This is a genomic window from Burkholderia sp. BCC0322, assembly GCF_902833045.1.
In the GTDB taxonomy this organism is placed as follows: Bacteria; Pseudomonadota; Gammaproteobacteria; order Burkholderiales; family Burkholderiaceae; genus Burkholderia.
Genome location: NZ_CADFDU010000005.1, coordinates 43,065 through 56,813 on the forward strand (window position 1 = coordinate 43,065; position 13,749 = coordinate 56,813).

A 13,749-nucleotide genomic window follows, 5' to 3' on the forward strand; every position below is an offset into this window, starting at 1 on the left:
GATCGTTGATTCGCACGCAGGCGACGCCGCTGTCCGGGATGCAGAATCGCAGCCGGGGTCCGCGGTGTAGCGATGCGGCGGGATCCGCGTTCGATGTTCCGAGGCGGAATACCACGTGTCGGGCGTCGATCGGTGTCGCCGGGGGTAATCGCGGCGCGCAAGATGGCCCCGATTTCCGCTGTAGAGGGTGAACGGCGTGACTTCCGGAACCGTATCCCTATAATGCGCAACACGACCGCCTGGACGCATTTCCGGTACCCCGAATCGGGCCAATGCAGACCAGTGAGTCAACCAGCCGTCGCGCGTACCGGTATACTTCCACTCCTGCCTTGTCCGGCATCGTGGCCGGGTGCCTGAAAACAGAGTGGCGTGCGCGATGCGGCCCCGTTGTGTTCCGCAACGACGCAGACGGGGCGCCCGCATGGCGGCGAAGCTTTTGCGCCGCGCGGCATGACCGCACGAACCACACCTTATATTCCTGGTGGATTGAATTTATGGGTTTTGAACAACTTGCCGAATTGCGGGCGCAGCTCGCAGCGAAGGCCAAGCAGGAGCGCAACGCGAAGCGGCCGGCTGCGCCGGCGGACACCGGCGCGAAGCCGAAGTCCGGCGACCAGCCGCAGCGTGGTGCCAAGCCGGCTGCGGCCGGCGGCAAAGCACCGCATCGCGCGAAGCCTGCATCGGCGAAGCCGTCGGCGCCGGTCGATCCGGTCATCGTTGCGATCGGCAAACTGCAGCGTAAGTTTCCGCGCGCGTTCCCGAAGAATCCGGCCCCCAAAGTGCCGCTCAAGGTCGGTATCTGGGACGATCTCGCACGTGAAGCACAGGCCGTCGGGCTCAACGAAGCCGAACTGCGCGAAGCGATGTCGACGTGGTGCCGTGGCAACCGTTACTGGTCGTGCCTCGTCGAAGACGCTGTGCGGGTCGACCTGCAGGGCAACGAAGCAGGGCGCGTCACGCATGACGACGCAGCACGGGCGCGCCGGCTGAAGGCGCGCCGCCCCGGCAAGGGTGCGGCGCAAGCGGCCAAGGGCCCGCAGCAGCAGCCGAAGGCCGGGCAGCAGGCCGAGGCCGCCGACGAGCCGCAACCGGCAAACGTGGAAGCGCAAGCCGACGCAGCGCCGCAGGTCGAGCAGCAAACGGCCGGAAACGAGTAACCGGCACCGCGCCGCTGCATGCCGCACGGCGCGATCCGCATGCACCTCGCCTGCGGTGAATGACACGACAGACCGACCTGCCTCGACAGAGGCAGGTCGGGACTGCTCTCACCGGCACTCGCGTGCCGGGTCCGTACCAATCCCGCCTCGAACAGATCACCCGACCGGACGAAGAAAGTGCGTCGCTCGGCACTGCATGCGCGATGTTTCGACAGTGTCGTTTGCGCGCGGACGGTTCACATGTTCCGAATGCGGAAACGCTTCTGCCAATTATTTCGGTTTCCTGAAATAAAATGAAATCAGGGCCATCGATTGGCCTGCGAGCGTTCGCGCCCGTTCATCGTGACATGACGACGCGCGATAATCCCGGCGGAGCCGTCGGTTCGCACGTACAAGTTGGCCGATGCGATGCAGCTTGCATTTCGAAAGGTACGAAAAGCCCGCAGCGACACGGTCCGCTGCCACGGCCGACGCCTATCAACGTCCATTCAAACCGGATCATGTACTCGAGACATTCCGCGATTCTCGTCGCGCTCACCGCTGCCGCGCTGTTCGGCGCCGCGACACCGCTCGCCAAGGCACTGGTTGGCGCGATGTCACCGTTCATGGTCGCCGGCCTGTTCTATCTCGGCAGCGGCGTCGGGCTCGGTATCGGGATCCTGCTTCGCCGCCTGCACAACCGTCATGCGCCGATCGCGGACGCCGCGACACTGCAGCGTGCAGACCTGCCGTGGCTGGCCGGTGCGATTGCGGCGGGCGGGGTGGCCGGCCCGGCGTTGCTGATGCTCGGGCTATCGAGTACGCCAGCAGCGACGAGCGCGTTGCTGCTCAATCTCGAGGGCGTGCTGACGGCTGTCATCGCGTGGGTCGTGTTTCGCGAGAACGTGGATTCGCAGGTGTTCCTCGGGATGGTCGCGATCGTCGCCGGCGGCATGCTGCTGTCATGGACGCCGGGGCGTGCCGGCGTGCCGGTCGGCGCGTTGCTGATCGTCGGTGCATGCCTGTGCTGGGCGGTCGACAACAACCTGACCCGCAAGGTGGCCGCAAACGACGCGATGGTCATCGCGTGCGCGAAAGGACTGATCGCCGGACCCGTGAACATCTGCATCGCACTGGCGACCGGCGCAACGCTGCCGGCGGTCCCGGTCACGGTTGCCGCGATGCTGACGGGGCTCGGCGGCTACGGGATCAGCCTCGTGCTGTTCGTCGTCGCCCTGCGTCATCTCGGCAGCGCGCGCACGGGCGCGTATTTCTCGATCGCGCCGCTGTTCGGCGTCGTGCTGTCGCTGCTGATCTGGCCCGCGCTGCCGCCCGCGACGTTCTGGATCGCCGCCGCGCTGATGGCGCTCGGTATCTGGCTGCACGTCCGCGAACGGCATGAACATATGCACACGCACGAGCAGCTCGAGCACACGCATCGGCATCGCCACGATGAACATCACCAGCATGCGCACAATTTTGCGTACGACGGTAACGAACCGCATTCTCATCCGCACGTGCATCTGCCGATCACGCACAGCCATGCGCATTTTCCGGACATTCACCATCGGCACCGGCATTGACCGCGTCGTGAAAGGGGGACGAGACGGATCACAAGGTGACCGTTTATGGGGCGTTCACCGCATCGTGCGCGCATCGGATTGCCGCGCCGCCCGATCGCGGCCGCAACAGCGGGTGCGGGCCTGGTCTTCGGTCCGCATCAACCGGATCAGCGAACCGTCCGGATCGATCAGTGCGGCGATCGTGCCGCTCAAGGCTTCGCGCGTCGGCCGGTGCGCACGTGACCGGCCGGTCGCCTGCTCCGGAATGGCGGCTGCGAGCCCGTCGTCGAGGAACGTGCCGACGCCCGCGAGCCGGAAACAGCAATTGAACCAGTTCGTCGCCGGATCGAGTTCGGGATGCGTGAAGCATTCCCCAACAGGTTGCCGCGCTTGAGGACGATCCAGCCGTCGTCGTGCCAGGTTTCAGCGAACCCCGGTTTTTCGTAGAAGCGGGACGTGACTTCGAAATCGCACGACGGCCGGTTGGGGCTCGCAATGTCGGTCAAGGCGGTTTCTCCGGATGACGAAGCGACGAATCGAATGGGCGGCCCGAGCCGCCGTGCGTGTTTATCGCGCGTGAGGAAAGCAGACGCTGAAATCCTCGCAGCCCGGGCACCCGGGGGCCGGGCCCGGCGGTACACCGAGCGATTCGGCCACTTCCCGTGCGAGGAATTGCTTCCAGCGCAGGTGAGCGACGTTGCGCGCGGCGAGCGCAGGGAAATAGCGATCGAGCATCGCGGATACCGCGTCACGTCCGTCGAGCCCGAGATCGCGCCATAGATGATCCGGGCGCAGGCAGGCGTGCGCGATGATCGACGCGAGACAGCCGTCGTCGTCGCGGTCGGCGGCGGAATTCGCGTCGTCCATCAGCCGTGTGTGCAGCGTCGCGACGAACGTCGCGTGGGTGGATGGCAGCAGTACCATCGCGGCCGTCGACACGAGTGCCGCGACATCGGCCGCGGGCAGGCGCGGAAACTGCCGTGCCAGCAGGCCGGCCAGTTGCGGATGAGACAGGCCGAGCAGCCTGAGTTCGTTGCGGCGCGCGCGCATCGCAAGGAGGGCGCCGAACAGGCGTGCATCGGGCGTGGCGGCGTTGGCCGCTGCGGACTGCAGCGACTGCAGCGCCCGTTGCCGAGCGTGATCGAACGCGGCTGTCATCGCGTGTATCCGACCGACCGGCGCACGGCGCGCTTCGCGTGAATGCGCCGTGACAAACGGATCGCAAGCGCGATCGTCACGCGTTCACTCGACGCCGACGATCACGCTCGATGCCTTGAAGATCGCGGACGCGGCCGTGCCGCTCGCGAGGCCGAGGCGATCGACGCTGTCGTTGGTGATGATCGCGACGATCTCGGCGCCGCCCGCGGCCTTGATCACGACTTCCGAATTGACCGCGCCTTTCGCGACCGACGATACGGTGCCCGCGACGCAGTTGCGGGCCGACACCTTGCTGCTGTCGACGTCGACCATCACGATGACCGACGACGCCTTCACGAATGCGAACGCCTTCGAGCCGGCCGCGAGGCCCAGTGAAGCCGCGCTGCCGTGAGTGATCACGGCGACGATGTCGAGACCGTCCTGCGTGCGGAGCATGACTTCGTCGTTGACGGCGCCGGTCTTGACGGCGCTGACCTGGCCGGCGAAGTGGTTGCGGGCGCTGGTTCGCATGATCGATCTCCGAGTGGATGCCGCCGCGGGTTCCGCGGCGAAAGATGAATGGAAATGCATCGGCCAGTTTACCGTCAACGCGGGTGTCCGTCGTCCGTCCGGCGCTAGGGTGCGGATCAGCAAAACCAGCCACCACCGCGCGTTTCGCCAGACATGCGCTACGTATTGAAGGTGTTGACGCTACCGCGATTACTTTCCGGTCGTAGGTGTCGCGGCGGCCCGTGCGGCGTCGGGACGGGCATCCGTTGCGGACGCCGCACCCTCGGATTCCCACCCGCCGCCAAGCGCGAGGAAAAGCCGCACCTGGTCGGTGGCGACCTGGCCTTCGGCTGCCGCCACTTGCGCCTGCACGCTCGTCAGCGTGCGCGTCGCGTCGAGATCGGAGATGAACGACTCGCGGCCGGCCAGATAGAGACGATGCGTTTCGTCGGCGGAATTGCGTGCCGATTCGTAGGCCGTGCGCAGCGCTTCCGTGCGCTGCACGTCGGCCGCATAGGTCGCGAGGCTCGACTGCGTTTCGCGCAGCGCGTTCAGCACGATGCCGTCGAAGTGCGCGAGCGCGCCGCCCGTCGCGGCTTCGGCCTCGCGCACGCGCGCACGCTGGCCGTTGACGGGGAACGACCAGCTGATCAGCGGTCCGAACGACCAGCGATTCGTCGTGGACGAGAACAGGTCGGCGGCGACACCGACCGAGCCGGCCGACGCGCCGATGCTGATCGACGGGTACAGCGAGGCGGTTGCCACACCGATCCGCGCGGTCGCCGCGGCGAGTTGCCGTTCGGCGGCGCGCACGTCGGGGCGGCGGCGCAGCAGCGCGGCGCCGTCGCCGATCGGAATCGGCTGGCGCAGCTTCGGCAGGCGCTCGCATTCGGCGACGGCCTTCGGCAGGTCGGCCGGCGAGCGCGCGAGCAATGCGGCGAGCTGGTATTGCGCGACCTTGCGGCGGCCTTCGAAGCGCGGGATATCGGCGGCGAGGGTGCGTACTTGCGTCACGCCGCGCGTCACGTCGGTCTGGTTGCCGCGGCCGGCATCGCGCAGCCGCTGTGACAGCGCGACGCGCTGCTTTTGCAGCGCGAGCGACTGCTTCGCGACGGCCAGCTCGTCACCGGCCGAACACGATTCGACGTACGCGCGCACGACGTCGGCGACGACCGTGATGCGCGCCAGGTCGCCGGCGGCCCGAACAGCTTCGCTGTCCGCGCGCGCGGCTTCGACGCCGCGCCGCAGCTTGCCGAACAGATCGAGCTCGTACGACACGTTGATGCCGACCAGGCCTTCGTTGACGACCGGCAGCTTGTTCTCGAGCAGGTATTGCTCGGCCGATTCCTGTGCGCGTTGCACGGCGGCTTCCGCGCCGCCCGAAAAGCCGCCCTGCTGGCTCGCGACTTCCAGCGCCGCGCGCGAGCGCGCGAGGTTGGCCGCGGCGACGCGCAGGTCGGTGTTCGACTTCAGCGCATCGCGCACGAGCCCGTCGAGCACGGGGTCGTCGTAGAGCTGCCACCAGTTGCCGGGCACGGCGTCGCGCGACACGAGCGTGCCGTTCGCGTCGTCGAGCGCATGGTTCGCGAGCGGCGCATTCACGTACGCCTGCTGCGGCAGCGTGTAATCGGGGCCAACGGACTTGCACGCGCCGAGTGCGAGCGCAAGCGGCGCGAGCGTCGTGGCGAGACGCAGACCGTGCCGCTTCATTGCGATGCTCCTGCTGCGCGGGCGGCCGTGCCGGAAGCCGTCGATACAGGCGTGACGGCCGACGAAGCGCCGGCGGCTGCCGCCGATGCACCGGCTGCAGGTTTCGCGTTGTCGTTGCGGCGCGTGTCGGCTTCGCGCATCGAGACGGTCGCGGTGCGGCCCGCGATCATCCGGAAATCGTCGGGCACTTCGTCGAGCACCACGCGCACCGGTACGCGCTGCGCGAGCCGTACCCAGCTGAATGCCGGGTTCACGTTCGGCAGCAGGTTCGCGCCCTGCGTGCGGTCGCGATCCTCGATCGCGGCGACGATGCTCTGCACATGGCCGCGCAGCGCACGCGGCTCGCCCATCACGATGATGTCGACCGGCTGGCCGATGTGGATGCCGCGCAGCTTGGTTTCCTCGAAGTAGCCGTCGACGCGGAACGAATTGCGATCGACGACCGACAGCACCGCGCGGCCGGCCGGCACGTATTCGCCGACGCGCGGCGCGCGGTCGTTCAGGTAGCCGTCCACGGGACTGACGATCGTCGTGCGCTGCAGGTTCAGCTTCGCCGTGTCGAGCGACACCTGCGCGTCCGCGACGGCGGCTTCGCCCTGTTCGACGCGCGTGCGGCTTTCCTCGACCTGTTCGCTCGCGACCAGGTTGCCGAGCTGCAGGTTGCGCGCGTATTCGCGCTTCGACTGGGCGAGCGTCGCGCGGCGCTGCGCGAGCGTGGCTTCGGCGAGCCGTTCCGCGAGCGTGTAACGGGCCTGGTCGATCACGAACAGCACCTGGCCGCGCTTGACCTCCTGGTTGTCGGCGACTTGCACCGACGTGATGAGGCCCGCCACGTCCGGCGCAACCTGGATCACGTCGGCGCGCACGTGACCGTCGCGGGTCCACGGCGAGAACATGTAGTAGTTGACGATGCGCCACAGCACGATGGCAGCCACGACGACGACGATCAGGGTGAGCAGGATTTGCCCTGCCGAGAGCCAGGTTTTTTTCACGTTAGGTAGCCACGAGATGGTGGGAAACGATCACGACGGCGGCAAACACGAATACGTAGATGCCGAGGTCGAAGATCGAACGGTGCCAGACGAGGCGGTAGAAGCCGACGCGCTCGAGCACGGCACGCACGACGATGTTGATCAGGTAGGCGATCAGCATCAGCACGAGCGGGGCCGGCACGAATACGCCGAAGATGTCGATTTCGCCGATCATGGTCGCGGTCGGAAAGACGAATGGGAAAGCGGGATCATGCGCGTGCTCCGTCCGCCGCCTGCGGCGGCTGCCCGGCCGCGGCCGGATACAGCGACAGGCGCAGACCGACCAGCGCGTGCAGCGTGTCGCGCAGCCGGCGATGCATGGCGGGCGTCGCCGGCGCAGCGGGCGCCGTGCCGCTGTCCGCCGGCGCGGCGCCCGGCAGGTTGCGGCCCGCGACGCGGCGCAGTGCGTCGTCGATCGTCGCGAGCAGCGCCGGCGGCGCCGGCTGGCGCGCGTTCGCGGCGGCGCAGCGCGTGTAGTGATCCGTGACGCCGGCCAGCACGCGGTCGATCGCATCGGGCACGTCGCCCGACAGCCGGCGGCGTGAGCGGCGCAAGTCGAGCGCATTCAGCGCGATACGCAGGTCGCGGAAGCTTTCGATCGACGGGTGGCGATGGTCGTCGGACGCGCCGAGGCGCGGCAGCAAGTGCGTGACACGGTCGAGCATCCGCGACGCGTGGTTGCGCTGGTCGTCGAGGGGCTGGGTCGACGCGGAGCGTGCGACGTCTTCCCAGCCCGAGCGCAGCAGGCGCCGCACCGCGAGTTCCGCGCCGAACGGCCGCGTCGCGCGCGTCCATACATACGCGAACAGCAGCCCGGCAACGCCCGCGAGGTTGCTGTTCAGGAACACGAAGAAATCGGCGTCGTACGCACCCTGGATGCTGATAAAGGTGGCCGTGTTCACGGCGACGAGCATCGTCACCATGTTGAACTGCGGGCGCGGCAGCAGCGTGCCGATCAGGATGAACGGGCCTGCAAACATCACGACGAGCATCGCGAAGTCGTGCACGTGCGGCAGCACGACGAACAGGTACAGGCCCGCGAACACGACGCTCGCGGTCGTCGCGAGGAAGAACTTGAACACCAGCGGCGCCGGCTCGTCGAGCGCGGCGAAGAAGCTGCAGGACACGGCCACGAGCGTGACGGCCGCGGCGCCGTCGTGCCAGCCGGACGCGATCCACAGCCAGCTCGCGAACACGATCGCGGCGGCGACGGTCAGCGTCGAGAACAGCATCATCCCGCGATCGAAGAAGCGTTCGGTGCCACCGAGCCGCCAGTGCCGGTAGCGCGGCTGCCAGACGCCCGCTTCGTTGCCGATCAACGCGCGCAGCGAGCGGCAGTCCTGCCAGATGTCGATGACCTGGCGCAGCCGCCACAGCGCGTTCGACAGCAGCGCGCCGTCCCAGCTCGCGAGCGCATCGTCGGCCGGCTGCAGCGCCGCGATGCGTTCGCGCAGGCGTTGCGCGACCGGGTCGTCGGCCATGTCGCCGTCGGTGCCGGCCTTGACGGCCGGCAGCGGCGCGTCGAACCATTTCGCGGCATCGGCAAGCAACTCGTCGAGCCCGGCCGGCCGGATGTGCAGGTCGCGCATCAGCGCGATCAACGGATCGGCGAGCGACGACATCAGCGGCAGGAACAGCTGCATCCGGCCCGCGAGCGCCTGCGCGCGCGCGAGGATGCGCGGGTGGGCATGGTCGTAGCTCAGCTGGCTCAGCAGGAACTCGAGGCCCGTGATGGTCGCCGCGAGACGTTGCCGGCACGCAGACAGCGCCTTGCCGGCGATGTGCCCGGACAGCGTCTCGCGGCCGTAGAACGCGGCATCCTTGAACCACGCGTCGGTGCGTTCGATCAGCGTCGGCGCGAGCCGGTTCGGGAAGATTGCGCTGCCGACCACGCTCGCGCACACGATGCCGAGCACGATTTCCTCGGTACGTGCGATCGCGACGTCGAACACGGTCGACGGATCGGTCACGGTCGGCAGCGCGATCAACGGCATCGTATAGCCGGCGAGCATGAATACGTAGCTGCGCGCGGTGCGGTCGGAGATCGCGAGGTAGAGCAGCGTGCCGCACCAGGCGGCGACGATGATCGCGAACAGCAGCGGCGTCTCGACGAACGGCGGCACGAAGAAGATCGCGGCGGCCGCGCCGAGCGCGGTGCCGAGCGCGCGATACAGCGCCTTCGAGCGCGTCGCGCCGACGAACGGATTCGACACGATGTAGACGCTCGCCATCGCCCAGTACGGGCGCGGCAGCTAGAAATACAGGCCGAGGTACAGCGCCAGCATCGACGCGGCGAACGTCTTGCCCGAGAACAGCCAGTCGCGAAGGCTCGGAAAGGTCATGACGTGGCATTGCCGGTGTGGGAGGCGCGCGCGGCGGGCGGGTGCGACTCGGATGCATTGAAGGCGTCGAGCACGCGCAGCGTCGCTTCGAGATCGGCGCGCGTGACACCCTTGAGCACCTGGGCACGCAGCACGCGCAGGTCTTCCTCCATCTTCGCGGTGACCGCGCGGCCGGCGGCCGTCAGCGAAATCGTTTTCGCGCGGCGATCGTGCGGATCCTCGTCGCGGCGCGCGAGGCCGGCCGCGCACAGCTGGTCGAGCAGGCGCACGAGCGACGGCCCTTCGATGCCGACGTATTCGGCGAGCGTGCCTTGACGCACGCCTTCGCCGAGGCGCCCGGCGATCAGCAGCGGCGTCGCGCAGGCCTCGGACACGTTGTACGCGGTCAGCACGCCGTCGCTGGTACGGCGCCACTTGCGCGCGGACAGCACCAGCAGGCTGCTGACGGCGAGGCGGAGGTCGTGCAGATTGGTCATGGGCGAGATGATAGGGGCAAAATAATTCGATAGCAAACTATCGTTTTGTCACCCGAATGACACGTCGCTCGCCGCGCGGCCGGCCCGTCTGATGCAATTTAGGCGGCGTGCCCGGGATGGTCAAGCGGTAAGGTTGTCGGCACGGCGCGCCGCCTGCGCGCGGCGGTCGCGATCGAATGGTCAGACGAAAATCGTCCGGCAGGGTCGCTCGGCAGGTCAGGCCGGTTCGAAGCCGGGGTTCCGGAAATCAGGCTTCGCGAAACGGCGCGCGGCGTGCATATTGAGACCGTTGCAAGCCTCCCGGAGAATCCGAGCGTGTCCACCTCATCCTCGCAGCCCCCCGCCCAGGCGTCGCTCGACGCGTGGCTTGGCAAGACCGAAGCGCTCGGCGACGACATCACCGCGTTCCCGCTGAACGCGCTGGCCGCCACGCTCGACCGCCCGTCGCCCGGCGACGTCGTGCCGCCGCTGTGGCACTGGCTCTATTTCCTGCCCGTCGCGCCGCTGGCCGAAGTCGGCCCCGATGGCCACCCGAAGCGCGGCGGTTTTCTGCCGCCCGTGCCGTTGCCGCACCGGATGTGGGCCGGCGGCCGTCTGGCGTTCCATGCGCCGCTGCGCACGGGGCGGCGCGCGACGCGCGAATCCACGATCGAGAACATCGAGGACAAGACGGGCCGCAGCGGCCGGCTCGTATTCGTGACGGTGCAGCACCGGATCGAGTGTGACGGCGCGTTGTGCGTCGAGGAAGAGCACGACATCGTCTATCGCGATGCGCCGCAACCGGGCTCGCCGGCGCCGAAGCCGGTCGCGGCGCCGGCAGGCGAGACGTGGTCGCGCACGGTCACGGCTGACGCGGTGATGCTGTTCCGCTATTCGGCGCTGACCTTCAACGGCCACCGCATCCACTACGACCGCAGCTACGCGACGCAGGAGGAAGGCTATCCGGGGCTCGTCGTGCACGGCCCGCTGATCGCGACGCTGCTCGTCGATTTCGTGCACCGCGAACGGCCCGACGCGACGCTCGCGAGCTTCGCGTTTCGCGCGGTGCGCCCGACTTTCGACGGGGAGCCGTTCACGCTATGCGGCAAGCCGTCGGATGACGGCAAGACGATCGAGCTGTGGGCGAAGGATCGCGACGGCTGGCTGACGATGCAGGCCACCGCAACCCTGGTGTAACGGGCGCCGTGCCATCCACCTGCGATGCGGCGAGATCCGCGCGCGGGTGACCGCTACCGCACGCCGCGACTGCCCCGGCCACCACTCGGGCGGGCCCCGACGTTCGCCGGCAAATCGCTGTAAGCTGCAGGCAGGTCGCATGACGTCCTGTCGAACGGTGCGGCGCGCGGCCGGCCCTTCCCCCTTCCACGCATCGCATCAGGAGCACGTATCTTGGCCACCTATATTGTGTTTACACGTGAAAGCATGCAGGATCCGCACGAATTCGATCTTTACCAGAGCAAGGTCGGCGCGACGCTCGCCGGGCATCCGGTAAAGGTGCTCGCCGCCTACGGGCCGCAGGAAACGCTCGAGGGCGAAGGCCCGGAAGGCGTTGTGATCGTCGAGTTCCCGTCGAAGGAAGCCGCGCACGCGTGGTATCACGGCCCCGAATACCAGGCCGTCGCCCAGCACCGGTTCAAGGGCGCGCGCTATCGTGCCGTGCTGGTCGAAGGCGTCTGAACGACCCGCATCGGACGCCCGGCCCGCCGATGAATACACCGTCTCCGCCCCTGCGCCCGTTCGGACGAAGACGCGCTGATGGATGGCCGACACTCGATGCGGATGTCGACGGCGCAGAAGCCGCGTGGCATCGCAACGATCCACTGCATCGGCACCTGATGCGAAAGGGCGCCTTACGTGCCGATGCATTGAAGGCGCGATGCCGATGGCGCGCCTTCAACCCTCACCCAATGTGTGCCTGCAACGCACGCAGCCAATACGACACCGCCACCGCGCCGCCGTCCGGCGTGCCGATCGCACGTTCGCCGAGATAGCTCGCGCGCCCGGCGCGCGGCGTCATGCGTGCGGTTTCCTGCGCGCCGCGCTCGGCGGCTTCGACCGCGGCCGCCCATGCGCCGGCGGGATCGCGATCGTCGTCGAGCGCACGCTCGAATGCTGTGACCGCCGGTATCAGCGCATCGAGCATCGTGCGGTCGCCGGCGTGCGCGCCGCCCAGTTCGCTGATCGCATCCACCGCGCCGCGGAACGCCGCCGCCCAGTCGCGTGCCGACGGCTCGGCGATATCGGCCAGCCGGCGCGACGCGCGCAGCAGCGCCGTTGCATAGAACGGCCCCGAGCTGCCGGCGATCGCGCGGCGCAACGCGGCGCCGAGTGCCGCAAGTGCACCGGCCGGCGTGCCGTACGCGGTTTCCGGCAGTGCGAGGATCGCCTGCGCGGCGCGCAGCATGCTCGCGCCGAGATCGCCGTCGCCGGCCGCCGCATCGAGGTCCGTCAGCGTCTGCTCGTGATCGGTCAGCGTCTGCGCGACCGCGTGCAGCGCCGGTCGCAGGCGCGCCGTCCACGCGCGGCCGTTCGCGTCGAGCGGCGGCAACGGCGCTTCCGGCGCACTGGCTGCGGCCACGCGGATCTGCGTGTTCACCGCGCCGCCGCCCGGCCATGCGCGCGCTTGCGTCGGCGCGTCGAGCAGCACCGCGCGCTCGTCGTTCAGCCGCAGCACCGAGATCGAGCAGCCGGGCATGTTCAGCGCCGACAGGAACGTGCCGGCCCACGCGCGCGCGACGACGATACCGCGCCGGTGCAGGTTGTCGTGCGCGGCGCGCAGCACGATCGCGAGTTCCATGTCGGGCGTCGCGCCGAGGCCGTTGACGAACAGCGCAACGCGTTCGCCGCGGTCGAGCACGAGATCGGCGACGATACTCGACAGCAGCGTGTCGACCAGCGCATCGGCCGACAGCGGCGCGCGGCGTTCGACGCCTTTCTCGCCATGGATGCCGAGACCGAGTTCGATCTCGTGATCGCCGAGGCTGAAGCCCGACTTGTCGGCGCCTGGGATCGTGCAGCCGTCGAGTGCGACGCCCATCGTGCCGAGGTCGGCCGCCGCGTCGCGCGCGATGGCCGCGACACGGGCGAGCGGCAGCCCGCGCGCGGCGGCCGCGCCGGCGAGCTTGTGGATCAGCACGGTGCCGGCGATGCCGCGCCGCTGGCCGCGCTCGACGCGGCCGCGCAGCGACACGTCGTCGGCGACGATGACGGTCTCGACCGGAATGCCTTCGGCGCGCGCGAGTTCGGCGGCGAGCCCGAAATTGAGCCGGTCGCCCGTGTAGTTCTTCACGATCAGCAGCGCGCCGTTGGGGCCGGCGCTCGCGCGGATCGCGGCGAGCACGGCGTCGGTGGACGGCGACGTGAACACTTCGCCGCAGACGGCCGCGCTCAACATCCCTTCGCCGACATAGCCGCCATGTGCGGGCTCGTGGCCGCTGCCGCCGCCGGAGAGTATGGCGACGGGGCGTAGCGCCGGCTCGGGCAGCGGCTGGCGGACGAGCACGTGCTCGTCGCCGAGGATCGCGACATGCGGCGACTGCCGCGCGATGCCTTCGAGCATTTCTCTCACGACATCGGACGGGCGGTTGACTAGCTTTTTCATGGCGACGGATTCCGGACGGGTGAGAACGGCACGGCCGGGCCCGCAGGGGCGCCGGACGGCCTTTCGTGTTGCGGAGGATCGTGCGGGCGCGCGGTCGCCGGGTGCAGGCGGTCACGTAACGGACGACCGGATGCGGGAGGCAGACGAGGCGCACGCTTCGCGCCACGATACATCAGGTTCGGACGTTGCTGTCAGGATCGCGGTGCGATCGCGCCGGAGCAACGCAGCGGCGCGCTCCCATACG

At 68.7% G+C, this 13,749-nt stretch carries 11 protein-coding genes and 2 pseudogenes; 4 read left to right on the forward strand and 9 right to left on the reverse strand.

The genetic code is table 11. The annotated features are described in order from the left end of the window. Positions 1–494: 494 nt before the first annotated feature. Positions 495–1,157 carry a ProQ/FinO family protein gene (locus HWX39_RS16225; protein ID WP_175969031.1) on the forward strand — a complete coding sequence of 221 codons (663 nt, stop codon included), beginning with the start codon at positions 495–497 and terminating at the stop codon, positions 1,155–1,157. Positions 1,158–1,657: 500 nt separating this feature from the next. Continuing rightward, positions 1,658–2,719: a DMT family transporter gene (locus HWX39_RS16230; protein ID WP_175969032.1), complete on the forward strand. Its 1,062-nt coding sequence runs from the start codon at positions 1,658–1,660 to the stop codon at positions 2,717–2,719. Between the two features lie 132 nt (positions 2,720–2,851). Here HWX39_RS16230 and HWX39_RS16235 read toward each other — a convergent pair. The 8 genes and pseudogenes from HWX39_RS16235 to HWX39_RS16270 all read right to left on the reverse strand — a co-directional run. Then, a pseudogene (locus HWX39_RS16235) lies at positions 2,852–3,204 on the reverse strand (bleomycin resistance protein); the annotation flags it as partial. A gap of 61 nt (positions 3,205–3,265) precedes the next feature. Continuing rightward, a complete protein-coding gene (locus tag HWX39_RS16240; protein WP_175969033.1) occupies positions 3,266–3,856 on the reverse strand; it encodes a nitrogen fixation protein NifQ in 591 nt (196 codons plus the stop codon). 84 nt (positions 3,857–3,940) lie between these two features. Continuing rightward, on the reverse strand, positions 3,941–4,366 hold the full coding sequence (locus tag HWX39_RS16245; protein ID WP_175969034.1) for a TOBE domain-containing protein: 426 nt from the start codon (positions 4,364–4,366) through the stop codon (positions 3,941–3,943). A 189-nt stretch (positions 4,367–4,555) separates the two neighbouring features. Further along, positions 4,556–6,055, reverse strand: a complete 1,500-nt coding sequence (locus tag HWX39_RS16250; RefSeq protein ID WP_175969035.1) for an efflux transporter outer membrane subunit — start codon at positions 6,053–6,055, stop codon at positions 4,556–4,558. Next, positions 6,052–7,047, reverse strand: a complete 996-nt coding sequence (locus HWX39_RS16255; RefSeq protein ID WP_175969036.1) for an HlyD family secretion protein — start codon at positions 7,045–7,047, stop codon at positions 6,052–6,054. Before HWX39_RS16255 ends, HWX39_RS16250 begins: the two co-directional genes overlap by 4 nt. 1 nt (position 7,048) lies before the next feature. Then, positions 7,049–7,261, reverse strand: a complete 213-nt coding sequence (locus HWX39_RS16260; protein WP_011350409.1) for a DUF1656 domain-containing protein — start codon at positions 7,259–7,261, stop codon at positions 7,049–7,051. 34 nt (positions 7,262–7,295) lie between these two features. Then, a pseudogene (locus tag HWX39_RS16265) lies at positions 7,296–9,428 on the reverse strand (FUSC family protein). Then, positions 9,425–9,904, reverse strand: a complete 480-nt coding sequence (locus HWX39_RS16270) for a MarR family transcriptional regulator (RefSeq protein WP_175969037.1) — start codon at positions 9,902–9,904, stop codon at positions 9,425–9,427. The pseudogene HWX39_RS16265 and the gene HWX39_RS16270 overlap by 4 nt, the downstream one beginning before the upstream one ends. A 315-nt stretch (positions 9,905–10,219) precedes the next feature. On the opposite strand from HWX39_RS16270, the gene HWX39_RS16275 reads away from it, so the two are divergent. Both HWX39_RS16275 and HWX39_RS16280 read left to right on the forward strand, forming a co-directional pair. Next, the gene (locus tag HWX39_RS16275; protein WP_175969038.1) at positions 10,220–11,080 is read left to right on the forward strand and encodes a MaoC family dehydratase N-terminal domain-containing protein; all 861 of its coding nucleotides are present in this window, start codon (positions 10,220–10,222) and stop codon (positions 11,078–11,080) included. Between the two features lie 213 nt (positions 11,081–11,293). Continuing rightward, complete coding sequence (locus HWX39_RS16280; protein WP_175969039.1) at positions 11,294–11,581, forward strand: DUF1330 domain-containing protein; 288 nt, start codon at positions 11,294–11,296, stop codon at positions 11,579–11,581. Between the two features lie 223 nt (positions 11,582–11,804). On the opposite strand, the gene HWX39_RS16285 is transcribed toward HWX39_RS16280, so the two are convergent. Further along, positions 11,805–13,505: a dihydroxyacetone kinase family protein gene (locus HWX39_RS16285; protein WP_175969040.1), complete on the reverse strand. Its 1,701-nt coding sequence runs from the start codon at positions 13,503–13,505 to the stop codon at positions 11,805–11,807. Between the last annotated feature and the right edge of the window lie 244 nt (positions 13,506–13,749).

Excerpts from the sequence above, each read along its gene's own strand:
- HWX39_RS16225 (WP_175969031.1), top strand. The coding sequence starts at position 495 with ATGGGTTTTGAACAACTTGCCGAATTGCGGGCGCAGCTCGCAGCGAAG.
- HWX39_RS16230 (WP_175969032.1), top strand. The coding sequence starts at position 1,658 with ATGTACTCGAGACATTCCGCGATTCTCGTCGCGCTCACCGCTGCCGCG.
- HWX39_RS16240 (WP_175969033.1), bottom strand. The coding sequence starts at position 3,856 with ATGACAGCCGCGTTCGATCACGCTCGGCAACGGGCGCTGCAGTCGCTG.
- HWX39_RS16245 (WP_175969034.1), bottom strand. The coding sequence starts at position 4,366 with ATGCGAACCAGCGCCCGCAACCACTTCGCCGGCCAGGTCAGCGCCGTC.
- HWX39_RS16250 (WP_175969035.1), bottom strand. The coding sequence starts at position 6,055 with ATGAAGCGGCACGGTCTGCGTCTCGCCACGACGCTCGCGCCGCTTGCG.
- HWX39_RS16260 (WP_011350409.1), bottom strand. The coding sequence starts at position 7,261 with ATGATCGGCGAAATCGACATCTTCGGCGTATTCGTGCCGGCCCCGCTC.
- HWX39_RS16270 (WP_175969037.1), bottom strand. The coding sequence starts at position 9,904 with ATGACCAATCTGCACGACCTCCGCCTCGCCGTCAGCAGCCTGCTGGTG.
- HWX39_RS16285 (WP_175969040.1), bottom strand. The coding sequence starts at position 13,505 with ATGAAAAAGCTAGTCAACCGCCCGTCCGATGTCGTGAGAGAAATGCTC.